This window comes from Chlorobium sp., assembly GCF_036528655.1.
Taxonomy (GTDB): Bacteria; Bacteroidota; Chlorobiia; order Chlorobiales; family Chlorobiaceae; genus Chlorobium.
Window position 1 is genome coordinate 118,997 of sequence record NZ_JAIGND010000003.1, and the last position, 21,605, is coordinate 140,601.

General features: G+C 55.5%; 20 protein-coding genes. 6 read left to right on the top strand and 14 right to left on the bottom strand.

What is annotated here, in order from left to right:
- The first annotated feature begins 113 nt into the window (after nt 1–113).
- From K4305_RS00680 to K4305_RS00690, 3 genes are read left to right on the top strand one after another with little or no spacing between them, the layout of a single operon-like run.
- Nucleotides 114–1,442, top strand: coding sequence for an AAA family ATPase (locus K4305_RS00680; RefSeq protein ID WP_331560396.1), 1,329 nt, complete (start codon nt 114–116; stop codon nt 1,440–1,442).
- Nucleotides 1,439–2,563, top strand: coding sequence for a glycoside hydrolase family 3 protein (locus tag K4305_RS00685; protein ID WP_331560397.1), 1,125 nt, complete (start codon nt 1,439–1,441; stop codon nt 2,561–2,563). The genes K4305_RS00680 and K4305_RS00685 overlap by 4 nt, the downstream gene beginning before the upstream one ends.
- Nucleotides 2,560–3,051 (top strand): SixA phosphatase family protein, encoded by a 492-nt coding sequence (locus tag K4305_RS00690; RefSeq protein ID WP_331560398.1) that lies wholly within the window; start codon nt 2,560–2,562, stop codon nt 3,049–3,051. Before K4305_RS00685 ends, K4305_RS00690 begins: the two co-directional genes overlap by 4 nt.
- Before the next feature lie 5 nt (nt 3,052–3,056).
- Here the strand turns inward: K4305_RS00690 and K4305_RS00695 are convergent, their stop codons facing one another.
- The 4 genes from K4305_RS00695 to lysC form a co-directional block, all read right to left on the bottom strand.
- Nucleotides 3,057–4,058 (bottom strand): NAD(P)H-dependent glycerol-3-phosphate dehydrogenase, encoded by a 1,002-nt coding sequence (locus tag K4305_RS00695; protein WP_331560577.1) that lies wholly within the window; start codon nt 4,056–4,058, stop codon nt 3,057–3,059.
- 17 nt (nt 4,059–4,075) lie between these two features.
- Entirely contained in the window at nt 4,076–4,783 is a 708-nt protein-coding gene (gene plsY / locus K4305_RS00700; RefSeq protein ID WP_331560399.1) for a glycerol-3-phosphate 1-O-acyltransferase PlsY, read from the bottom strand.
- A gap of 134 nt (nt 4,784–4,917) precedes the next feature.
- Entirely contained in the window at nt 4,918–5,907 is a 990-nt protein-coding gene (gene purM, locus K4305_RS00705; RefSeq protein WP_331560400.1) for a phosphoribosylformylglycinamidine cyclo-ligase, read from the bottom strand.
- A 68-nt stretch (nt 5,908–5,975) separates the two neighbouring features.
- Nucleotides 5,976–7,391: a lysine-sensitive aspartokinase 3 gene (lysC, locus tag K4305_RS00710; protein WP_331560401.1), complete on the bottom strand. Its 1,416-nt coding sequence runs from the start codon at nt 7,389–7,391 to the stop codon at nt 5,976–5,978.
- Nucleotides 7,392–7,519: 128 nt separating this feature from the next.
- Here lysC and K4305_RS00715 point away from each other — a divergent pair, with 128 nt between their 5' ends.
- The 3 genes from K4305_RS00715 (at nt 7,520) to K4305_RS00725 (ending at nt 10,066) form a co-directional block, all read left to right on the top strand.
- Nucleotides 7,520–8,143 (top strand): C40 family peptidase, encoded by a 624-nt coding sequence (locus tag K4305_RS00715; protein ID WP_331560402.1) that lies wholly within the window; start codon nt 7,520–7,522, stop codon nt 8,141–8,143.
- A 96-nt stretch (nt 8,144–8,239) separates the two neighbouring features.
- The gene (gene prmA / locus K4305_RS00720) at nt 8,240–9,121 is read left to right on the top strand and encodes a 50S ribosomal protein L11 methyltransferase (RefSeq protein WP_331560403.1); all 882 of its coding nucleotides are present in this window, start codon (nt 8,240–8,242) and stop codon (nt 9,119–9,121) included.
- A gap of 12 nt (nt 9,122–9,133) precedes the next feature.
- Nucleotides 9,134–10,066 (top strand): Ppx/GppA phosphatase family protein, encoded by a 933-nt coding sequence (locus K4305_RS00725; RefSeq protein WP_331560404.1) that lies wholly within the window; start codon nt 9,134–9,136, stop codon nt 10,064–10,066.
- On the opposite strand, the gene K4305_RS00730 is transcribed toward K4305_RS00725, so the two are convergent.
- The 10 genes from K4305_RS00730 to K4305_RS00775 all read right to left on the bottom strand — a co-directional run bounded on the left by K4305_RS00730 (nt 10,002) and on the right by K4305_RS00775 (nt 21,536).
- Nucleotides 10,002–11,285, bottom strand: coding sequence for a THUMP-like domain-containing protein (locus K4305_RS00730; protein WP_331560405.1), 1,284 nt, complete (start codon nt 11,283–11,285; stop codon nt 10,002–10,004). The two genes, K4305_RS00725 and K4305_RS00730, sit on opposite strands and share 65 nt — an antisense overlap.
- Nucleotides 11,255–12,958, bottom strand: a complete 1,704-nt coding sequence (locus K4305_RS00735) for a long-chain-fatty-acid--CoA ligase (protein WP_331560406.1) — start codon at nt 12,956–12,958, stop codon at nt 11,255–11,257. Before K4305_RS00735 ends, K4305_RS00730 begins: the two co-directional genes overlap by 31 nt.
- Before the next feature lie 66 nt (nt 12,959–13,024).
- Entirely contained in the window at nt 13,025–14,314 is a 1,290-nt protein-coding gene (gene bioA / locus K4305_RS00740; RefSeq protein ID WP_331560407.1) for an adenosylmethionine--8-amino-7-oxononanoate transaminase, read from the bottom strand.
- Between the two features lie 23 nt (nt 14,315–14,337).
- Entirely contained in the window at nt 14,338–15,024 is a 687-nt protein-coding gene (bioD, locus tag K4305_RS00745) for a dethiobiotin synthase (protein WP_331560408.1), read from the bottom strand.
- Complete coding sequence (gene bioC / locus K4305_RS00750; RefSeq protein WP_331560409.1) at nt 15,021–15,803, bottom strand: malonyl-ACP O-methyltransferase BioC; 783 nt, start codon at nt 15,801–15,803, stop codon at nt 15,021–15,023. Before bioC ends, bioD begins: the two co-directional genes overlap by 4 nt.
- Complete coding sequence (locus K4305_RS00755; protein WP_331560410.1) at nt 15,788–16,468, bottom strand: DUF452 family protein; 681 nt, start codon at nt 16,466–16,468, stop codon at nt 15,788–15,790. The genes bioC and K4305_RS00755 overlap by 16 nt, the downstream gene beginning before the upstream one ends.
- The gene (locus K4305_RS00760) at nt 16,465–17,631 is read right to left on the bottom strand and encodes an aminotransferase class I/II-fold pyridoxal phosphate-dependent enzyme (protein ID WP_331560411.1); all 1,167 of its coding nucleotides are present in this window, start codon (nt 17,629–17,631) and stop codon (nt 16,465–16,467) included. Before K4305_RS00760 ends, K4305_RS00755 begins: the two co-directional genes overlap by 4 nt.
- Before the next feature lie 2 nt (nt 17,632–17,633).
- A complete protein-coding gene (bioB, locus tag K4305_RS00765; RefSeq protein ID WP_331560412.1) occupies nt 17,634–18,647 on the bottom strand; it encodes a biotin synthase BioB in 1,014 nt (337 codons plus the stop codon).
- Between the two features lie 20 nt (nt 18,648–18,667).
- A complete protein-coding gene (locus tag K4305_RS00770) occupies nt 18,668–19,657 on the bottom strand; it encodes a biotin--[acetyl-CoA-carboxylase] ligase (protein ID WP_331560413.1) in 990 nt (329 codons plus the stop codon).
- A 148-nt stretch (nt 19,658–19,805) separates the two neighbouring features.
- The gene (locus K4305_RS00775) at nt 19,806–21,536 is read right to left on the bottom strand and encodes an N-acetylmuramoyl-L-alanine amidase family protein (RefSeq protein WP_331560414.1); all 1,731 of its coding nucleotides are present in this window, start codon (nt 21,534–21,536) and stop codon (nt 19,806–19,808) included.
- Nucleotides 21,537–21,605 lie beyond the last annotated feature (69 nt).

Genomic DNA, 21,605 nt, shown 5'->3' on the forward strand with positions numbered 1-21,605 from the left:
ATTTTACTGATAGTTACCTTTACCCCCAAATGAGGGAAACGAAATTTTCGACTGACGTTAAATTTACAACATTATTTATTATTAGCATCCGGTAATCAAACAAGAGAAAAAACATGAGTACCGCAGATACAAAACAGCGCCTCCAGGAAATAGAAAAGCAGCTTGCCGGGCTTGTAGAAGAACAGACCAGAGTGAAAGCCCAGTGGGAAAGCGAAAAAGAGCTGATACGTGGATCGCGCGACCTGAAGTCCGAACTCGAACAGCTGAGAGTGCAGGCTGAAGAACATGAACGGCAGGGCGACTACGGCAAGGTTGCTGAAATCCGTTATGGCAGCATTGCACGCATCGAACGCGACATAGAGGAAAACCGCAGAAAAATCGAGGAGAAACAGGCCGCGGGCGACCTCATCATGAAAGAGGAGATCGATGCCGAGGATATCGCCGACATCGTCTCCCGATGGACCGGCATACCGGTCAGCAAAATGCTTCAGTCGGAAAGGCAGAAACTGCTCGGCATCGAAGATGAACTGCACAAACGGGTGATCGGGCAGTACGAGGCTGTCAGCGCGGTCAGTGAGGCAGTAAAGCGATCGCGCGCCGGCATGGGAGACGAAAAGCGGCCTATCGGCTCCTTTATTTTTCTCGGTCCGACAGGCGTTGGAAAAACCGAGCTTGCACGCACCCTTGCGGAATACCTGTTCGACGACGAGGATTCGCTTATAAGAATCGACATGAGCGAATATATGGAGTCGCACAATGTGAGCCGGCTCGTGGGCGCCCCTCCCGGTTACGTCGGCTATGAAGAGGGCGGACAGCTCACCGAAGCCGTAAGAAGAAAACCATTCTCGGTGGTACTGCTCGACGAGATCGAAAAAGCGCATCCCGACGTCTTCAATATCCTGCTGCAGATTCTCGATGACGGCCGGCTGACCGACAGCAAGGGCCGTACGGTGAATTTCAAGAACACCATCATTATCATGACGAGCAACATCGGAGCCCATCTGATCCAGTCGGAAATGGAAAAAATGGACGGCACCAGCCGGGATGCCGTACTCTCCGGTCTGCACGACAAGCTCTTCCAGCTGCTCAAGCAGCAGGTACGCCCCGAGTTCCTGAACAGGATCGACGAGATCATCCTCTTCACTCCTCTATCCAGAGAAGACCTTCGCCATATAGTGCAGGTACAGTTCAACCGCATCAGGGCAACGGCCATGCGCCAGCGCATTTCGATGGAGATAACTCCTGAAGCTCTCGACTGGCTTGCCGATGCGGGATTCGATCCGGCTTTCGGAGCCCGTCCGCTCAAACGCGTGATGCAGAGAAAAATCACCAACAGACTCTCGGAGATGATCCTCTCCGGCACGGTTCAGGAGGGCGACAATGTACTTGTCCGCTTGACGGAAGGCGAACTGCAGATCACCAGAAATGCGGGAGTAGCATGAAACCGCCAACCGTTCTGGCTGCACTGCTGCTGCTCACCCTCTTTCCCGGTCAGACCCTCCAGGCCTCCGCCCGGGCGGACAGCCTCTCCATCAAAATCGGCCAGATGCTCATGATCGGCTTCCGGGGCATGACCGTCGACGATGCTCCGGAAATCGTCGGGGATATCCGCTCACGCCATATAGGCGGGGTAGTGCTGTTCGATTACGATATGCCCCTGAAATCACCGGTAAGAAACATCGGAAGCCGGGAACAGCTCTCGAAGCTGACAACAGGCCTGCAGCAATTGTCGGACATCCCGCTCTTCATCGCAATAGATCAGGAAGGCGGAAAAGTGAACCGGCTGAAAGCATCGAAAGGCTTTCCGCAATCGGTTTCCGCGGCACACCTCGGAATGCTCGACAACCCCGACAGCACCGAAGCCGCTGCAAGGAAGACCGCGGCGACAATGAAGTCGATGTGCATGAACATGAACCTCGCTCCGGTACTCGATCTGAACGTCAATCCGGACAACCCGGTCATCGGCAGGCTCGGCCGCAGCTACTCCGCCGATCCGGCAATTGTCGCACGGCACGCCATGCTGACGGCAGCAGCGTTCCGCGAAGAGGGAATCATTCCGGTATTCAAGCATTTTCCCGGACACGGCAGTTCTGAAACCGATACCCACAAGGATTTCACGGACGTTACCGGAAGCTGGACTGAAAAAGAGCTTGAACCTTACCGGGCCATGATAGATGCCGGTTACAACGATGCCGTCATGACCGCACACGTATTCAACCGGAAGCTCGACAGCCGCTTTCCGGCAACACTCTCGAAAAAGGTTCTGGACGATCGCCTCCGACAGCAACTCGGATTTGGTGGTGTGATCCTCAGCGACGACATGCAGATGCAGGCCATTGCAGGTCATTACGGGCTTGAGAAAGCTGTTCGGCTTGCCGTGGAAGCCGGCGTTGATATCCTTCTCTTCGGCAACAATACGGCCTACGATCCTGACATAGCTGAAAAAGCATCGTCGATCCTGCACCGTCTGGTTAAGGAGGGAACCATCAGCAAAGCCCGCATCGATCGATCATATCACCGGATCATGAAACTCAAGGAACGCTTTATATACTACTGCAAATGAAAACCCTCTACCTCGTCAGACACGCCAAATCAAGCTGGGACAACCTGCAACTCAGTGATTTCGAACGAACCCTGAACGATCGCGGAATGGAATCAGCTCCGCTCATGGCTGAACGGCTTAAAAAGAAACATATCGTTCCCGGCATAATGGTGTCGAGCCCCGCAATCCGGGCGATCACAACGGCAGGCATATTCGCCGGCATCCTCGGTTATCCGGAAAAGGCGATTGTTCAGAACATGGATATCTATACCGGCAACACCTCGGATCTTCTCAGGATAGTTCGTGCGCTTCCCGACAGTTGCCAGTCGGCGATGCTGTTCGGACACAATCCTGTCATGACGGAATTCTCGAACCTGCTTACGGGAGAGCATCTCGAAAACATGGTCACCTGCGGAGTGATGCGGATCGATATGGGAGAAAGCTGGAAAGAGACCGGAGAACGAACAGGAAAAGGGGTATGGTACGACTACCCTAAAAAAAAGGATTGAGGCGATTAATAGATCTCCGTCTTCGGCTCGCGGGTCATCAGGTCGAGGGTTGCCTGCAGAACCGGTTTCTTCTCGAAGAGCATCTCGCAGACCGCCTGGGTTATAGGCATTTCGACGCCGCAGGTTCGGCTCAGTTCGTAGACAGATTTCGAGGTAAGAACACCTTCGGCAACCATATCCATATGACTCACCACATCGTCGAGCGAACGACCCTTACCGATCTCTTCGCCGACATAGCGATTGCGGCTGTGCCGACTCAGGCAGGTAACAACAAGATCGCCGATGCCCGAAAGCCCCGAAACCGTTACCGGATCGCCGCCCAGTCGCTCGCAAAGCCTCGATATTTCAGCGAGGCCTCGGGTGATGATGGCAGCCTTCGCATTATCGCCATAACCGATACCGTCCGAAATACCCGCAGCTATGGCGATGACGTTCTTCACCGAACCGGCAATTTCAACCCCGACGATGTCGGTGTTGGTATAAACACGAAACATGCTGGTGCGGAACGCGTCCTGAACCTTTTCGGCCGTTTCCTGAGAGGAAGAGGAAGCTACAACCGTGGTCGGCAACTCCCTTGAAACCTCTTCTGCATGACTCGGCCCGTAAAGTGCGGAAACCTGTGCAGGAACGAGTTCCGGCAGCGTTTCAAGCAGCACCTCCGACATGCGTTTCCCTGTCCGCAATTCGATACCCTTGGCGACGTTCACGATGATGCGTCCCTGCATGGAAATCCCTCTGAGCTGTTCGGCGGTTTCGCGAAGAGCCTGGGAAGGCACGGCCGTCACGATCATGGAGGCCGGAGTTACCGCATCGATGATCGAATCCGTGACCCTGAGATTTGCAGGAAATGCGACGCCTTCAAGGTATCGGCGATTTTCGCGCTCGGCGGAGAGCTGCCGTGCGAATTCAGGTCGATGGGCCCACAACGAGACTCTGTGGCCTTTTCTTGCCAGAAGCACGGCAAGCGTCGTACCCCAGCTTCCTGCGCCAAGAACGGCAATATTGATAAAATCCCCGGAAACGGTCACGAATGTTTACCGAAAGTTACCCGATTCTCGGTGCCGGCCAGCAGCCTCCTGATGTTGGCGCGATGGGTATAGAGAATCCCGAGGGCTACGATCAGACCGAAAATCAGCAGATGGTAGTCGAGACTGTCATGGAAAGAAACCGGGGCGCCGAACAGCCTGATATAGTAATCCAGACCGCTTCCAAGCTCGAAAATATACTTGCGTACGGCGATGATCAGCGGAAACGCGACCGCTGCAAGCATAGATGCCACCGAAACATAACGGGAGATATAGATGGTCAGAAGAAAAACGCCGATCACCATCAGCATGCTGACGGGAGCTATACCGATGAGCATACCGGCCGCAGTGCTGACACCCTTGCCTCCCTTGAAGCCGGCGAAAACCGTGAAAACATGACCGACCACTGCGCTCATTCCGGCAACCAGTCGCAAGGCGACTTCATTCATATCAGGAAAAACATCGATGGGATAATGGCGAAAAAAAGCGACCACGGAGACGGCGGCAACGACGCCCTTGAAGATATCGATCAGCGTGACCGAAAGGCCTGCTTTCCAGCCAAGTACCCTGAAGGCGTTCGTCCCTCCGGCGTTACCGCTGCCGAACTTCCTCACATCGATGCCTTTGAGCATTTTTCCCGCCATGATGCTGGTAGGAATGGATCCGATAATGTAGCTCACTGCTATAATGGCAAATAACGTCAGCATAGCGTATTGGTTAATTATTGCGCGGCAAGATCCGGGAATCGCTCCCTGACGCTTCCGGAACCCCCGTCAGCTTTGATCCGATACCGCTCACGATAAGGAATAATGCCTTTTTCTGCGAAAAATGGCAAAAAGCATCATGTTCTGGTAACTGAACCTATAATGTATGCAATTTCACCCTTTGATTTCAAATAGTCCATGATTCCTGCTGCCCCTTCCCGGCGAATCACCATCACGAGACCGATGCCGAGATTGAAGGTCCGGCGCATGTCCTCTTCAGGAACATCCCCCTCTTTCCGGATGATATCGAAAATGGCCGGTTCGGGCCATGAAGACCAGTCAACCGAAAGATCGAGCCCCTTCGGAACGATACGCATGGTGTTGCCTGTCAGACCTCCGCCGGTGATGTGAGAGAGGCCCCTGACATCGGTATTGCCCGACAGCGGAGCGATAACCTGCAGATAGCTGCGGTGAACCTTGAGCAGCTCTTCGCCGACAGTGCCTTCGAGCCCTGCAAAACGCTCGCGCATCCTGCCCTCGAACACTTTGCGGGCAAGCGAATATCCGTTGGTATGCAAGCCTGTCGACGGCAGCCCGATAAGTACGTCACCCTCCTCGATCGTCGATCCGTTCACGATTTTAGCGTGATCGACCACGCCCACGATCGTACCGGCAAGATCGAAATCGGCTTCGTCGTATACGCCGGGCATCTCTGCTGTCTCTCCTCCGATAAGCGCGCAGCCGTTCTCCCTGCAGGCGTTCACCATCCCGGTAACCACCCCCGCCGCTATGTCGGGTGAGAGCCTGCCGCAGGCATAGTAATCGAGGAAAAAGAGCGGTTTGGCTCCGCAAACAAGGATATCGTTCACGCAGTGATTCACCAGACACGAACCGACCGTATCGTAGATACCAAGTTCGATGGCGATTTTAAGCTTGGTGCCTACGCCGTCGATGCTGCTGACCAGTACCGGTTTGCTGTATCCTGAAAAATCCGGCTGATAAAAACCGCCGAAAGCGCCGATATCGGTTATGACTCCCGGGGTAAAGGTCTGGCGCACCTGGGGTTTGATCAGGCGAACGAACTCTTCTCCCGCTCTGATATCCACTCCGGCTTTCTTGTAATCCATGATGGCGTGTTCTGTTTTTTTATGCGTTTTTATCCATATCATTGAAATCGTTGCACTCCGGCGACACCCTACGGGATCCCTGCGGGCTTTTCAAAAATACCGGCAGTCTCTTCGCCCGAAAAGAACTCGTGATGCAGGGTATTGACCGCCTCGTTGACATCCTGCTCCTGAACGACAAAACCAACGTTGATCTCGGATGAACCCTGTGAAATCATTCGGAGGTTGACGTTCCGGAGCGAACTGAAAATTCTTCCGGCAACGCCTTTCGACATCCGGAGATTATCGCCTACCACGCTGACCGTGGCTACTGCATGCTCAATATCGACCTGGCCCAAAGCCTTCAATTCCTGGAGCAGCTCGTCGCCGAATGATTTGTCGTCGACCGTCACCGAAACCGACACCTCGCTTGACGAAATCATCTCTATGGAGACCCCGTGACGCGAAAACGCGCCGAAAAGCTCGGTCATGAATCCGTAGCGCCCAAGCATGCGATTGGAACGGATGTTGATGATGCACTGGCCTTTCTTGACGGCGATCGACTTGACAAGCCCTCCATAGCTCATGCCGGCAAGCCGCTCGGGGTCGTCGGTAATGAGCGTTCCTTTCGCGTCGGGATGCCAGGTATTGAGCACCCAGACCGGAATATTCTTCTCCACCGCGGGAGCGATGGTATCGGGATGAAGCACTTTAGCGCCGAGATAGGCGAGCTCTGCGGCTTCGCTGAACGTCATGACCCGGATGCTGCGAGCTTCGGGCACAATCCTCGGATCGCAAGTCATCACACCGTCGACATCGGTCCATATCTGTATGGCGTTGTCGCCGAGCCATGCGCCGAGCAGCGCCGCAGTAAGGTCGGATCCACCCCGTCCGAGCGTGGTGGTGCGACCGGCTTCAGTCGCGCCTATATATCCCTGCGTGACCACGATGGTACCCGCTTCGAGCAGCGGCCTGATGATGGCTGCGGTATTAGACTCGCAAACCGGAGTGATCGGTCTGGCGGCTCCGAAATTGTCATCGGTTATCATCACCCTGCGGACATCCACCCACTCTGCCTGGTACCCCTGCTCTATCATGGCAGCGGAAAACACGGTAGTCGAAAGCAGTTCGCCGAAAGAGCAGAACATGTCTTTCGACCGTTCGGTCAGTTCTCCGACGATATCGACGCCCCGTGCAAGCATTTCGAGCTTCGACACATATCCATCGACCTTCGCGGCAAGCTCCGGTTTGGCCGCCTGATCCGTTATCAGTTCTTCGATAAGCGAAAGATGGTGCGCCCGAACCTCCCCTGCAAGCATAAGCGCTTCGTCAATATCGCTACGGCCGGCGGCATCGGCCAGCCGGACGAGTTTGTTCGTAATTCCGCTGCATGCGCTGAGCACCACGAGCGGCGTTCCGTTCCGTTGTTCACGAACGACAAGATCTATTGCCTGCTGCATCGCCCTTGCGTTACCTACAGAGGTTCCGCCGAATTTCATAACCGCCATAACCTGCAAACAGTAAAGGATTAAGTTTTCTTATTGCCGAAGTTTTCGCTTATTTGCAATCATCACCCGTCGGTGCTTTTCCGGATAAACGTCACCCTCCATCCGGAAGAAAACAGAACAGCCGTTTTATGACACAAAACCTCGGCCGGTTGAACGGATCTTCATTGAAACGCCACTATTACGGTAACCTGCGGACAACGTTCCTTTTCACGCTGCTGCTGGCGACGTTTGCCGGATGCAGCACCGTCTCCACAGGCTCCCGCTACGATCCGGACTGCAAATATAGCTTAAAAAAGAGAAAAACACATATACCGAGAATCGTTCCGGGCTCCCCTGTCCCGGTGACGGAAGAGCTTCCGGTCAAGGTGCCGGAGCGTTCTGTCCGACAGATGTTTTCATCTGTCATGGAGCGGTTCGGTACAACATACCTGCGGGGCGGCAGATCGCTCGACGGCTTCGATTGCTCGGGCTTTGTTCAGTACATTTACGAGGAATCCTTCCAGCTCCTCATGCCGAGAACATCTGCCGACATGGCATCGCTCGGCCAGGTTGTTCCCCGCAGAAAACTCCGGCCGGGAGATCTCGTTTTTTTCAGTAACGGAGGCAGAACCATCGACCATGTTGGCATCTATATGGGCGATAACAGTTTCGCCCATGTATCGACAAGCCGCGGCGTACGCATCGACCGGCTTGATTCCCGTTATTACGATCAGCGGTTCGCATGCGCGGCCCGCATCATCATGCCGGACTGAGCGCAAAAGGCCCCCAGACCGACACGCCTCGTAATTTTTCCCTATATTGACCGCCTGAGCATATAATCAAAAAAACCGGTTATCGATTCCACCATCATGCTGCCGACAGGAACACACAACTATATCGAACTCGCCATAACGATCGCACCGGCCCTTTTCGAACCCTATATAGCCATTCTTTCTGAAGAAGGCATCGAATACTTCCTCGAAGATGACGACCGCCTGCTCGCATACCTCCCCGAAACCCTGTGGAACGAGGATAAGGAGCTTGCCGTGCGCAACCTGCTCGAAGAGACTTTCGGCAGCGTACCGCCCTACAGGGCGAGCTTCATGGCCGACAGAAACTGGAACGCCGAATGGGAGGCCCACCTGCAGCCGATCGAAATTTCAGACCGGTTCCTGATCGTTCAGAAAAACAAGGAGGTCTCTCCGAAACCGGGGCAGATCGTCATCGAGATCAACCCTAAAATGTCGTTCGGCACCGGTTACCACGCCACCACCCGTCTCATGCTTCGGCAGATGGAGAATCTCGACCTGCAGGATCGAAAAATAATGGATATAGGCACAGGAACCGGCGTGCTGGCCATCGCCGCCCGAAAACTCGGAAACCGGCATCCCATCCTCGCTTTCGACAATAATGCATGGGCCGCAGAAAACGCGGTTGAAAATGCTGAAGAAAACGATGCGGCAGATATCCGCATAGAACTGATAGATGCAGAAGAGGAACTGGTAAAAAACCTCCGTGAAGGTTATGACCTGATCCTGGCGAACATCAATAAAAACGTGATCGACCGGATACTGCCTGTCATTAGAAACTATGCCTCGGAAGCGGACGTACTGCTGTCGGGAATCCTCGTGTACGATGAGCCCTGGCTGAAAAAACTCCTGAAGCGGCTCGGCTACGTCAACATAAAGACCATATACGAGGATGAGTGGCTATCGAGCCTTGTGCGTGCGGAAACCGCTTCGAAATCCTGAGCTGTTCCATCCATGAGACGTGCATCCTGCATCGATATCGGCACCAACACAGCCCTTCTGCTTATTGCAGACCTTGAACCTGAAAGCGGCTCCATCATTCCCCTGCTGCACCGGCAGACCATAGTCCGGCTGGGCGAGGGAGTCGATGAACGGAAACTGATCTCCGCAGAAGCAATACGGCGTCTTGCCGCCTGCATGGAGGAATACCGCCGACTGTCCGAAGAACATGGCGCAGAAGCGATCATCGCCTGCGGCACCAGCGCCCTGCGCGATGCTGCAAACCGTGACGAGGTTATCGGAGACATCGGCCAGAAAACCGGTATCGGAATCACATGCATCTCCGGCGAAGAAGAAGCCGAGCTTACATTCTTCGGAGCGGTTGCAGGAATGAGCGAGCTGCCTGAAAGCTTTCTTGTCATCGACATCGGCGGAGGAAGCACGGAAATCTCCATGGGAAGCATCAACTGCCTGGAAGAGAGCATCAGTATGGATATCGGCTCGGTAAGGCTTACCGAACGTTTTTTCAGGGCGCAACCCCCTTCTGCTGACGAGTTCGAAGCCGCAAGGAATGAGATCAACAGGGTGCTGACAGGATGCATCATACCGTTCTTCGAAGCCAGGGAATCGGTTTACGGGGTTGCCGGCACGCTTACGACGCTTGCGCAGGTCAGCCAGGGGCTGAACGGATTCGATGCAGCGAAGGTGCAGAACTACAGGCTTTCCTATGCAGAGGTGAATCGGCTGCTCGCACGTTTCGGCAGTTGTTCGCTCGAAGAGATCGTCGCCGAGGGAATTCCCGAAGGACGCGCCGACGTCATCACCATGGGGACGCTCATTCTGCACCAGTTCATGCGACTGCTCGGCGTAACTGAAGTGAGGGTCAGCATACAGGGGCTGCGTTTCGGGCTTGCGCAGAAAGAGCTGCTCCGCCTGCGGCAGCCTTGACGCCGTAGACGCAGACCGGCTCGCCGTCGCTATCCCTTGTAAAAAAAAGATAGCGGCTGTCGCTCTCCCTGAGCCGGAACTTTCTGCGTATCTCTTCCGATTGAAGCGGAAAATCACGACGCTGAAGAGCCGCTTCCGTAATATCGTGCCGCCGGAGAAACTTCCTGAAGGTTTTAGGCCTGTATCGCTCGACGGCCATAACACGGAAGACTCGGCCGGGAAAATCGGCAATAAGCACGTCGGCGGTAAGATAATCGACGCTTCCGTTCACGAACGACAATCCGAGATCAAGAGCGAGCTTTCCGGCAAGACCGGCCCTGATGACTGCAGCATCAGGTTCGTAGAAATATGTTTGCACCTGGTGCGACACCGCTCTTTCTTCCGTTCCGGTTCCCGATATTGCAAGCTCGACAGCACCATCTTTCGAGAGCAGCACGGCCGTTCGCAGCACGCCATGATCGTTCGGCTCGCCCCGCTCAAGCAGCAGCAGCGATTCCCTGCACTCTCCGTCAACAGATACTACGCGTATTTCCGAGAGCGACGGCAAGTCCCTCCTCAACCCGCTCGGTTCGAGAGCCGGAGAAGCCTTTATCATCACTCTCGGTGCCTTGGAAAGCAGCAGGTCATGAGCGGCCGTGACGTCAGGGCTCGCCGCAACGAGGCCGACGGAACGCCGCCCGCTCTCCCTTCGGGCAGGATCGACGAAAATCCATTCGAAGTGGTTATCGGGAAACAAATGCAGCATAGAGAGACTCTCTCCATGCAGAATTTCCACATTGGTGAGATCGAGCTTGCGAAAATTGTTCGCGGCAAGTTCCGCAAGCACCGGATCGCGCTCGCAATACACCACGCAGCGAAACACCTTTGAAAAAAAGATGGTATCGACGCCAAGCCCTCCGCTAAGATCAATCACTCTCTCTCCGCTCATAATCGAAGCCTTGTATGCCGCCGCAGCTTCGCCCGATGCCTGTTCGAGAGCAAGAGAAGCGTAGAGTAACCCCTTCAGCGAGAGCATCGGTATTTTTTTCGCCGCCTTCCTGCGGCAGGCGAGCTGTTCGGCGATCGCCCTTGCGGGAATATCCTCGCGGCCCTGAAACCGCATGGCAAAATCGGCAGGGTCATCGGAACCGTGTTCTTCGAGCAGGGCGAGATTTTCCGGCAGCAGCAATTGCCGGAGTTCATCGAGAGTCATTTCCCTGTCGTCCCTGCCTTCTTGCAATGTTCCTCGACAAGTTTCCGACGAAGCACCTTGCCTACCGTGGATTTCGGGAGCGCTTCGATGAATTCCACGTGCCGGGGAATCTTGTAGGCGGCAAGGTCCTTGCGGCAATAGTCGCAGAGTTCATCTGCAGCGAGCGTGTGGCCCGAGCGCAGCACGACCCATGCCTTGACCGCCTCAACCTTGTAAGCATCGGGAACTCCGGCAACGCTTACCTCCTGCACGGCGGGATGGCGGGCGATCACCTCCTCGACATCTCTGGGCCATACCTGGAAACCGCCGGGTTTGATGACATCTTTTTTACGATCGACGATAAAAAGATAGCCGTCCTCGTCGAGATAACCGAGATCGCCCGTATAGAGCCATCCATCCCGTAAGACAAGAGCAGTCTCCTCAGGATTCTGCCAGTACTCTTTCATAAGCTGGGGTGCGCGCATGAGCACCTCGCCGACCTCTCCGGAACCAAGTGCCCCGGTTCCGGTCTCCTGATCGACGATACGAACCTCTACATCGGGCACGGGAATTCCGACCGAGCCCGGCTTATAGGTTCCGAGAATGGGCGTGAAGGTCGAAGCGAGAGTGGTTTCGGTAAGGCTGTAAGCGTCGATGATCCTTCCTCCTGTCAACTCTTCGAAACTGCGCTTGGTTTCCTGCATGAGCGGAGCGGCTCCCGAGACGCAGAGTTTGATGGATTGCATGACTCCCCGCCGCTTCTTCACCACCGGATGGTTGAGCAGCGCGGTAAAAAGCGTCGGAACGCCGGGAAGGACAGCTGGCCGAAGAGTTCGGATCGAGTGCAGCAGGTCGTCGAGATCGCGCGGGTTCGGTATCAGAACAAGAGGGTATCCGCCCATCAGGGCCGCCGGCATGATCCCGGCCTGACCATAGACGTGGAACAGCGGCATGTTTAGAATAATGGAATCTTTCCCTTTTTCGAGGATCACGCTGAACCATGCTGCAATCTGCATGCCTGATATGACAAGACTGCTGTGGGTACTCACGGCACATTTCGGGTTTCCGGTCGTACCACCGGAAAAAAGGAAGAGCGCAGGGGCCTCGCGGCTGACCGGCATGGGCCGGGCTTCTGCTCCGACATGCCGCCGGACAAGATCCTGCAGCTGAAAATCTCCTTTATGCAGTTCGATGCGATGGCCATCCTTCTTTTCCTTCAGCAATGTGAACAGCAGGCTTTTCAGGGGAGGCAGATACTCCTTGATGCTCGTAGCTATCACCCTCCTGAGCCGGGTATCCGGACTGACCGCTCTGATCTTGCCGTAAAAACTGCTGAGCACGATAACGGTTTCCGCTCCGCATTCGTTGAGCGCGTAAGCAAGCTCGTTTTCCGTATAGAGCGGGTTCAGCGGCACGACGATCGCGCCTGTTTTCCAGACAGCGAGTTCGCCGATGATCATCTGCGGAGAATTGGGCATGAGCATTGCCACTCTGTCGCCGGGCGCAACGCCAAGCTCTTTGAGCGATTCGGCCAGAGCATTGCTCTCCCTCTCGATCAACCCGTAGGAGAGCTCACGGCCCTTGAAGTGCATGGCCGGCGTCTCCGGATGTTCCGATGCCCTCTTGCGTACGATATCGACAAGCGTCTGTTCCGGATAGGGCTCAAGCGTATGGGGAACTCCTTTATCGTAATGATGGATCCAGGGTCTGGCAATAGTCATGACAATTGCGTCTTGCGTTGGTAAAACGGCATAAAAATCTCAGTTTACGCACTCTGCAGGGATAAATCAAAAATGTGAACCGTATTCCCCCGCAATATCGCAGACAGCGGTTGTCAGCAGCTCAAGATCTCCCGTGCCGATGATGAAAGGCGGCATCAGATAGACCAGCCTGCCGAAAGGACGTACCCAGACACCTTTTTCGACGAATCGTTTCTGGATTTCGCTCATATCGACTTGGCGTTTCAGTTCGACGACCCCTATAGCGCCAAGCACGCGGACATCGGCGACGCCGTCGAACCCGCGACAGGGTTCTAGCCCCTCCTGCAGCTGCCGCTCGATGCGAAGCACCCTATCCTGCCATCCCGATCCGAGCAGGAGCCGGATGCTTGCGACGGCAACGGCACAGGCGAGAGGATTGGCCATGAAGGTCGGACCGTGCATGAACACCCCGGCCTGGCCGGAACAGACCTTTTCGGCAACATCTTCAGTTGCAAGCGTCGCGGCAAGAGTCATGTACCCGCCGGTCAGCGCCTTGCCGAGGCAGAGGATATCGGGCGCCACCCCGGCATGTTCGAGCGCGAATAGTTTTCCCGTACGCCCGAAACCTGTTGCGATTTCATCGAAAATCAGAAGCACGCCGTGCAGGTCGCAAAGCTGGCGCAGCCGACGCAGGTAGTTCGGAGAGTAAAACCGCATGCCTCCGGCACCCTGTACCACAGGTTCGATGATCACGGCGGCAAGTTCGTCGGCATGTCGTTCGAGCTTCAGTCGCAGATCGGCGATATGCTCTTCGCTGCAGATATCGGAAAAACCGCACTGCGGCGCTTCGGCAAAGTACTGTTCAGGAAGAACACCCCGGAAAAGACGGTGCATGCCTGTTTCGGGATCGCAGACCGACATGGCTCCGAACGTATCTCCATGATAGCCGGAACGAACGGTCAGCATCCGCTTCTTCCGGAAATTGCCAAGTCCGGCCCAGTACTGGATCGCCATTTTCAGGGCGACCTCCACCGCTACCGATCCGGAATCGCAGAAAAACACCCGGTCAAGCGGTTCAGGGGTAATCCCCAGAAGTTCTCTGGCCAGCGTGACCGCTGGTTGATGGGTAAGACCTCCGAACATGACGTGGCTCATGCTTTCGAGCTGCTCACGCACCGCACGATTGAGTTCGGGATGATTGTATCCGTGGATTGCCGCCCACCAGGATGACATGCCGTCCACGAGCTTGCGTCCGTCTTCGAGCTCGATATGCACCCCGCTGGCGCCTTTTACCGGATAGACCGGCAATGGCCCGGTAATCGAAGTATAGGGGTGCCAGATATGAGCGCGGTCGAAATCGAGATCGATTGTATTCATGCAATGAAATGGTCTCTGGTTTTTCAGCCGTCTGCGAGTCCGAACATCTCCGCCGAGCCGGCCTCAAGCCCTGATTCGTCAAGCGTGGCTATCGGTGCGGAACTGCCGTAGCGTTTAAGAAAATTGAGAATCGTCCCGAAGGCATCGTCTCCGATCGTCCGGTCGGCTTCCCGAAACCGGTTGAAAACAATCCCCTTGAGTGAAATTCCCCGCTTCAGGCAGGCTTCGATGGAAAGCAGGGTGTGATTGATGCTGCCGAGTCGCGAGGATGTCACCAGCAGCAGCGGGTAACCTGCATCGCGGATATAATCGGCAAGCAGCAGGTCGCCATTGAGCGGCACCAGCAGTCCTCCCGCACCTTCGAGCAGAATGGTGCCATAACGCTGCTGGAGCCTGAAAGTTGCCCGTCTGATGGCTATCGGGTCGATTGAGCGGCTCTCCAGTCTTGCCGCAAGATGGGGGGATGCCGGATACTCGAACACATAGGGCGAAGTGATCCCGTCGATGTCTTCCTGCATCAGTCCGATGCCCATGAGCCGCCGGTGCTCGACGATGTCTTCGGCAACCCTGCCGGAACATCCGGTCTGCACAAGTTTCTGGGTTATGACCCGTACCCCGCGATCGAGCAAAGCCCTTGCAAGCAGTCCTGTCGCGACGGTTTTCCCCGTTCCGGTGTCGATGCCGGAAACCGCAATTACTTTTCCTTTCATGGTAACATCTTCCTGAAACAGCAGTAGACCGGATGATAGGTAAGGTATACCCCTTCTTCACAGGCGTATGCCTCCTGATATCGACGAAGGAAGCGCAGGTAGCGGCCTTTCGTCCAGGTGCGCCGGGCTATGCCGTTAACGCCTGTTTTCCTGATATGATGCAGCATGGATACCGGTGAATCGAATGCCACCCGGCGATGTTCCTCTTTAAACACGATCGGCTCCAGATAACGACTTCCAAGAGCTTCCAGATCGGAAAGTTCCGGATAGCTGAGCCCCTCATCCTCAAGTGCCGCTATTTCGAGCATGTTCAGGCTGCTGAACGTGCTGAATGCAAGCAGGCCTCCCGGCTTCAGACAACCGGCAATCTTCATGAAAAAACCGTCGAGATCCGTCAGCCACTGCACCGTGGCATTCGAAACCACAAGATCGAGTTCTCCGGGCAGCTTTTCGAGCGTTTCGATATCGCCCGGAAGAAATTCAAACCGGGCATGCCCCTGCAGCACGGCTTCGCGAGCTATGTAGCCTCGGCTCTCGGCGACAATATCATTGGCAATGTACGTGTCGATGTCAGAACGGCTGAGCAGCGCCCCGGTCAGCGCTCCGGTTCCTGCTCCGACTTCGAAAACACGTCCGAAACTGCGTGACGGAACTGCGGCACAGACCATGTCGGCAAGCACAATAGCCATCTCGCGCTGAACGACGGCATGCTCGCGGTATGAGCCAAGCGCTTTTGCGAACCGCTCGCGAACAAGCCTCTTGTCTATTCCCTGCCGCATGCAAGCACCTCTTCCATACCGGCAAGATGAAAAAACGGGTAGTGAGGCATATCGGCAATCACCGTCTGCCGATAGCCTTTCCATGCGGAAAACTGTCTGGATGCGGGAAAGATCATGTCCCTGCCGCCGATAATGACGTGGTCGTACCTGAACCTTTCCCGCCCCTCGCCAGCCGTCAGCCTCCCGGAAAATGCAGCCAGTTCCTGCTGCTGGCAGAGAGCTGTCCGTTCGGGCTGAACCGAAAGAAAGTGCGTCAGAACCTCTCCGCCTCCGCACATCCTGCGGTTGAACCGAAGCCGGTTTCCGTCGTTGTAGGTATCGAGCGTAGCCTGAAACACCTCGGGATCGATCCCCTTTTCGCGATCGACGGGCCAGAGCGTCCCGTTCACCGCCACGGCATGGGAAACGGGAGGAAGCTCCGCATGGGCCGCCGACCAGACGCCGAAAGACCAGGCGACAACTGTACGCTTGCGGTACGAACACAAGGCATCGTATGTCGTCGCGTCTATCTCCCCGGTTCGGTAGTCATGGAACGCCAGGATGTCATACGCAGCCGATGCGTGAGATAGCGAAAGATGATCGGCGATCCGTCGGTCCATCCCCCAGCCGGCAAAGAAAAGCAGCGCCTCTCCGGCACCCTGCCGGATGATCCATTCGGCAATCATACCATCCCCGCCTTTATGATATCGGGAATATAGCCGATATCGTCCCACTGCAGGTTCGCTCTGAGGGAAAACCGGATTCGCGCCCGGTTTTCAGGAACGGTCGGAGGCCTGACAGCCATGCCGAGCACACCGCCGTTTCGCAGCTTTTCGGCGAGACTGACCGCGCTGTCGTTGCTGCCGGTGATGACCGGGATGATATGGCTCTCACCCGGCACCTCGAACCCCGCCTCTTTAAGCCGCCCGCGGAGCGTGGCTGCAATCCGCTGCAGGTGGCCCCTTTCGACCTGCATCTCCGTCTGTTTCCGGAGAGTCATGAAGCTCCAGGCAAGTACCGCCGGCGGCAGGGCCGTGGTAAATATGAACGAGCGCATGGTATTGACCAGGTAATCGCGAAGGACGGTATCCATCACGGCATAAGCCCCTGTCGAAGCGAAGGATTTGCCGAAAGTGCCGATGATAATATCGATATCGGCAACGGTTCCGGTTGACTCGCAAAGGCCAAGTCCCTTCTCACCCAACACGCCGGCGCCATGGGCTTCATCGACAATGAGCACTGCGCCGTAGCGTTTCCTGAGTTCCACGAGCTTCCGGAGATCGGCAAAATCGCCATCCATGCTGAATACCGATTCGGTCACGATGAACGTGTGCCTGTAACGACCCTTCGTCCCTTCAAGCAGCTCTTCGAGATGTGCGGTATCGTTATGTCGGTAACGCTGATGCGCCGCTCCGGAAATACCGGTACCGTCGATGATGCTTGCATGGTTGAGCCTGTCGGAAAGAATGAGGTCGCTGCGTCCCGCAAGAGCCGGAAGGATTCCTACGTTGGCGTGGTAACCGCTGTTGAAGACCAATGAGGCCTCTCTGCCGTAGAGCCGTTCAAGTTCCCGCTCGAGCTGATCGTACCAGCGATGGTTTCCGGTAAGAAGTCGGGAAGACGAACTGGTCATGGCGAATCCCTGTTCCCTGCAGGCATCACTGAAGGAACCGCGAAGAAAACGATCTTCAGCGAGACCGAGATAGTCGTTCGATGACAGGTTCAGGCGAGGCTCTCCTGCGACATAAATATTCTTTCCGCTCCGTTCCCCGATATCGGGAAGCACGCGAAGCCTGTTGTCACGGCGAAGCGCATCGAGCCTGCCATGGATAAACGCATGAAACTCCACGATTAGGACGCCCTCCCGCCGAACTGCGCAAGCTGGTTGACGAAAGCCCTGTCGGTGCAGACATCCCTGCCTCTCGTTGTCAGATATCCTCCGGTCAGAAAACCATTCGCTCCGGAAAGCATGAGGAGCCCCTGAAAATCCTTCATCACGGTCTCTCGCCCTGCAGCGAACTTAATGATTTTTCGGGGATGGACGAGGCGGCAAATCGCGAAGGTCTTGACGATATCGGCAAGACCGGTCGCCGGAGCTGCTTCGAGCGGCGTGCCGTCGATCGGCACCAGCACGTTGAGAGGAATGACCGCAACGTCAAGATCCGCAAGGGCAAAGATCATGCCGATGCGCTCAATCATACTCTCGCCGACGCCGATTATACCGCCGCAGCAGACCGGTATACCGTATTTCGCGAGCAGCCTGACCGTAGCGATGCGCTCCTCGACTGTATGGGTATCGGCGATCAGTTCTCCGTAACGTGACGGGTCAACCTGGATATTGATATTGTAATGAGCAATCCCGTGCTCCGCAAGTGCGGCTGCGGTCTCCTCGCCGAGCACGCCGAGCGATGCGCAGACGTTAAGTCCCGGCAGTTCGCGCCGCAACCGGTCGATCATGGAAATGATCCTGCGGAATTCCGGCGTAGGTTTAAGGTACCCGTATCCGCTTGTCACGATGCCGAAATGCCGCACTCCCTGAGCAAAGGTCTCCGCCGCCTGTTCCACTGCCGCGTCTTCGGAGGCAAGGTCGTAAATATCGATCTTCGCGCTGTTATGGCGCGACTGGGCACAGAACCGGCAGTTCTCTCCGCACTCCCCTGATTTGGCGTTCATGATGGAACAGGTATGGAGATCTCCGGACTCTCCTGCATAACGAAGACGCACCTTATGCGCCAGGGAAGCGAGATCGAGCACCGCATCTCCCGGAATGCCGGCAAGCTCGATAGCGCTCTCCCGGTCGAGAGGCTCACCGGTCTCAAGTACCCGGTATGCCTTGATGACAGCCTGATGTATAATGGTACTCATAAATGGTTATGTTAATCTGTTCACATGGTATACGCACTGGAAAGCGATGCCTCTCCGGATGATATCGGCCTTACGGTGCCGTCGACCATACCGAGCAGCAGTTCCCCTCCGGGAGCAATACCTTTCACCGTCCCTGTAATCTGCCGGGTCAGCTGGTCAACAATCACATCCCTTCCCTGCAGAAGCGAATACCGCTCAAGATAGGGCAGGATAAACCCGAGATCATCTTCGCGGAGCCATTGCAGGTAGAGTTCCTCGAACCGGTTCAGCACTCCTGCCAGCAGCTCCGGTCGGCACAGAGAAGAACCGCATTCACGACGCAGAGAGGTCGCCCGGTCAAGCAGATCGGGAGCAAACTCCCCCTGGTTGACGTTAATGCCGATCCCCACGACAACGAAATGCGTTGTGTCGGGATCGGCCTGCATTTCGCACAGCACTCCGCAGAGTTTTTTGCCTCCGACGACAATATCGTTCGGCCATTTTATTCGCGCGTCGATACCGGAAAGAGTCTCGACGAGGGCCCGATGAATCGCGGCTGCCGAAAGCAGGGTTATCTGCGGAACCCGATACGAAGCCACAGGAGGACGAAGAATAACGGAAAAATAAAGGTTCTGACCTGCAGGGGAAACCCAGCTCCTGCCGAGACGCCCCCTTCCGGCGCTCTGGAAATCCGCAGTGACGACGCTTCCCTCCGGCGCTCCCGCTACCGCAAGATGTTTAGCCTCAAGATTGGTCGAGTCCGTCTCCTTCCGGTAGTGAACGATGCGGCCTGCAAACCCGGTGTTCAGAAAAAGCGCGACCTCCGCCGACACCGGAGCACCGGAAAGAGCGAGCAGTCTGTATCCCGAACCGGTAACGGCGTCGATCCGGCAGCCGCTCAGGCGTAGCTGCCGGATATGCTTCCATACAGCGCTTCTGGTAATACCGAACTCCCGGCAAAGCTGCTCTCCGGAAAGATAGCCATCCGCCGAATGAAGACGGGCAAGAATGCCGGAAGTCAGACCGCTCATAAAAACACCCTTTTAATAACCCGATACACCTTGATTGCCCCCCGAGGGCTTCCTGTTGTCAACCTGAATTTATGTGCCGGTTTACAACTATCCAACAAAAAAGCGCTATTGAAATCAATAGCGCCATCATATCCATAGAGAGCCTCGGTTATTTACCAATTGCGGCAAGCTGTTCCCGCTCGTAGTTCTTGCGGTAGCTTTCAATACCCTGGAATATTCTGTATGCGATCTTCGTCTGTTCCTGGCGATCACGCAGAACCCGCTCCTCTTCTGCATTCGACAGATAACCCGCTTCGACAAGAATGCTCGGCATGGAGGGAGTCCAGAGTACCATGAAGCCGGCCTGACGCACCCCTCTTCCGTTCGTGCTGTCCGATCTGCCGATCCGGTTCTGAACCTCGACGGCAAGATCGGCCGACTGTTTTGCAAACGCACTCTGCGCCATGCTGCTCATGATGAGATACTCGGCCGAAAACCCCTTGTAGCGCTCCTTGTAATCGCTCTCTTTTGTAATGACGGAGTTTTCGAACATGGCCACTTCAAGAGCGTCCTTGCTTTTATGCGGTCCGAGAATATAGACTTCGGATCCCTTTATATGATTTTTTTTATTCGCATTGCAATGCAAGCTGACGAACAGCTTGCCGCCGTTCCTGTTGGCGATTTTACCCCGTTCGTGGAGCGGAATGAACCGGTCGTCCTTTCTGGTATAGACAACCCGCACATCCGGCCATTTCTGAGCAATGAGGTTGCCGAGATCCCTGACGATGTTGAGCACCACATCCTTCTCCCGGGTTCCCCTTACGCCTATCGCGCCGGGATCGTGGCCCCCGTGACCCGCATCGAGCACGATGGTATTGAGCCTCCATTTCTCGACATCGCTGTTGAGCACGCTTGCGATCTGCCGCTCCTTCTCTTTCATCCGGATATCTTTCACGTCTGCCTCGCTCATGATATAGACGAGATAACGGTTGTTCGGCTCATCACGCTGAAAATCGACGGTCTTTATCCTGTACCCTTCCGTATCGAGGTCTATTGCGAACTGCAGCTCCCCGCCGGAAGGAGAGATCGGCGTAACGGATTTCACCAGTCCTCCGCTGAACAGCTTCGTCAGGGCATCGACATCGCACGACGCATTCTGCAACGTTAAATATGCCCTGCCGTTCGCATCGGGCTTCTTTACCCTGGCCCTGACGGACTTGCCCGATGCGGCGAACATGACAACCGCACCGTTCGCCTTGTTCTCGATATTGACGCCTTTGATCACGGTACCCGGCTCAACGGGAATATGCTTTCTGTCTTCTGTTGCGGCCTGAATTTCTCCGGGTCTTAAGGATCCGACATAACCAACCGAGTCGCCGAGCCGCGTGCCCCAGAGCCATGCGGTCATGATGCCCGAAGAATAGTCGTACACGACGTCCTTGTCGAGCCAGAGCGTGAAAAGCCTGCAGGCATGAAGCACCGGCAGGAAAAGCCTTCCGTCCCTGAGTACAGGGGCGGACTGAAGCTGTACGATGCGTTTCATGCGCTGGGCATCCTTCGGAACGAACATCGCGAAATTATTGTCGCTCCTCAACTGGCAGCTGCTTCCCGGAGATGCATCGGTCTCCTCCATCAGGAGAACCCCGGACTCCTGCCGTGAACTGAGACGGAGCGCACGCGCGAACGACTCGATATCGACTAACAGGCCGCTGTCGGTCCTCAGAGCGATCACCTTGATGGTATAGCCCTCTTCGTTTCCCGTCGATACCCGGAGAGGAACCGTGGTATCTTCTGCGCGGGTGAAAGATGGCGAGGCATGCGCGATCATCGGAATCAACGAACCAAGCATTATCAGGAGCGCTGCAAGGGCAGTGCAGGAACGATAATAAAAAAGTGTCATAATATGATCAGCTTGTTGCTGTACAGTAACAGTTTGTAATAATAACATATAATTGTGTTCTTTCCGACA

Bases quoted from the DNA above. Each gene is read 5' to 3' on its own strand.
- K4305_RS00725 (WP_331560404.1), top strand. From the start codon at position 9,134: ATGAGACGTGCATCCTGCATCGATATCGGCACCAACACAGCCCTTCTG.
- K4305_RS00715 (WP_331560402.1), top strand. From the start codon at position 7,520: ATGACACAAAACCTCGGCCGGTTGAACGGATCTTCATTGAAACGCCAC.
- K4305_RS00735 (WP_331560406.1), bottom strand. From the start codon at position 12,958: ATGACTATTGCCAGACCCTGGATCCATCATTACGATAAAGGAGTTCCC.
- K4305_RS00770 (WP_331560413.1), bottom strand. From the start codon at position 19,657: ATGAGCGGTCTGACTTCCGGCATTCTTGCCCGTCTTCATTCGGCGGAT.
- plsY (WP_331560399.1), bottom strand. From the start codon at position 4,783: ATGCTGACGTTATTTGCCATTATAGCAGTGAGCTACATTATCGGATCC.
- bioB (WP_331560412.1), bottom strand. From the start codon at position 18,647: ATGAGTACCATTATACATCAGGCTGTCATCAAGGCATACCGGGTACTT.
- K4305_RS00680 (WP_331560396.1), top strand. From the start codon at position 114: ATGAGTACCGCAGATACAAAACAGCGCCTCCAGGAAATAGAAAAGCAG.
- lysC (WP_331560401.1), bottom strand. From the start codon at position 7,391: ATGGCGGTTATGAAATTCGGCGGAACCTCTGTAGGTAACGCAAGGGCG.
- K4305_RS00690 (WP_331560398.1), top strand. From the start codon at position 2,560: ATGAAAACCCTCTACCTCGTCAGACACGCCAAATCAAGCTGGGACAAC.
- K4305_RS00775 (WP_331560414.1), bottom strand. From the start codon at position 21,536: ATGACACTTTTTTATTATCGTTCCTGCACTGCCCTTGCAGCGCTCCTG.
- bioA (WP_331560407.1), bottom strand. From the start codon at position 14,314: ATGAATACAATCGATCTCGATTTCGACCGCGCTCATATCTGGCACCCC.
- K4305_RS00685 (WP_331560397.1), top strand. From the start codon at position 1,439: ATGAAACCGCCAACCGTTCTGGCTGCACTGCTGCTGCTCACCCTCTTT.
- bioD (WP_331560408.1), bottom strand. From the start codon at position 15,024: ATGAAAGGAAAAGTAATTGCGGTTTCCGGCATCGACACCGGAACGGGG.
- bioC (WP_331560409.1), bottom strand. From the start codon at position 15,803: ATGCGGCAGGGAATAGACAAGAGGCTTGTTCGCGAGCGGTTCGCAAAA.
- K4305_RS00755 (WP_331560410.1), bottom strand. From the start codon at position 16,468: ATGATTGCCGAATGGATCATCCGGCAGGGTGCCGGAGAGGCGCTGCTT.
- prmA (WP_331560403.1), top strand. From the start codon at position 8,240: ATGCTGCCGACAGGAACACACAACTATATCGAACTCGCCATAACGATC.
- purM (WP_331560400.1), bottom strand. From the start codon at position 5,907: ATGGATTACAAGAAAGCCGGAGTGGATATCAGAGCGGGAGAAGAGTTC.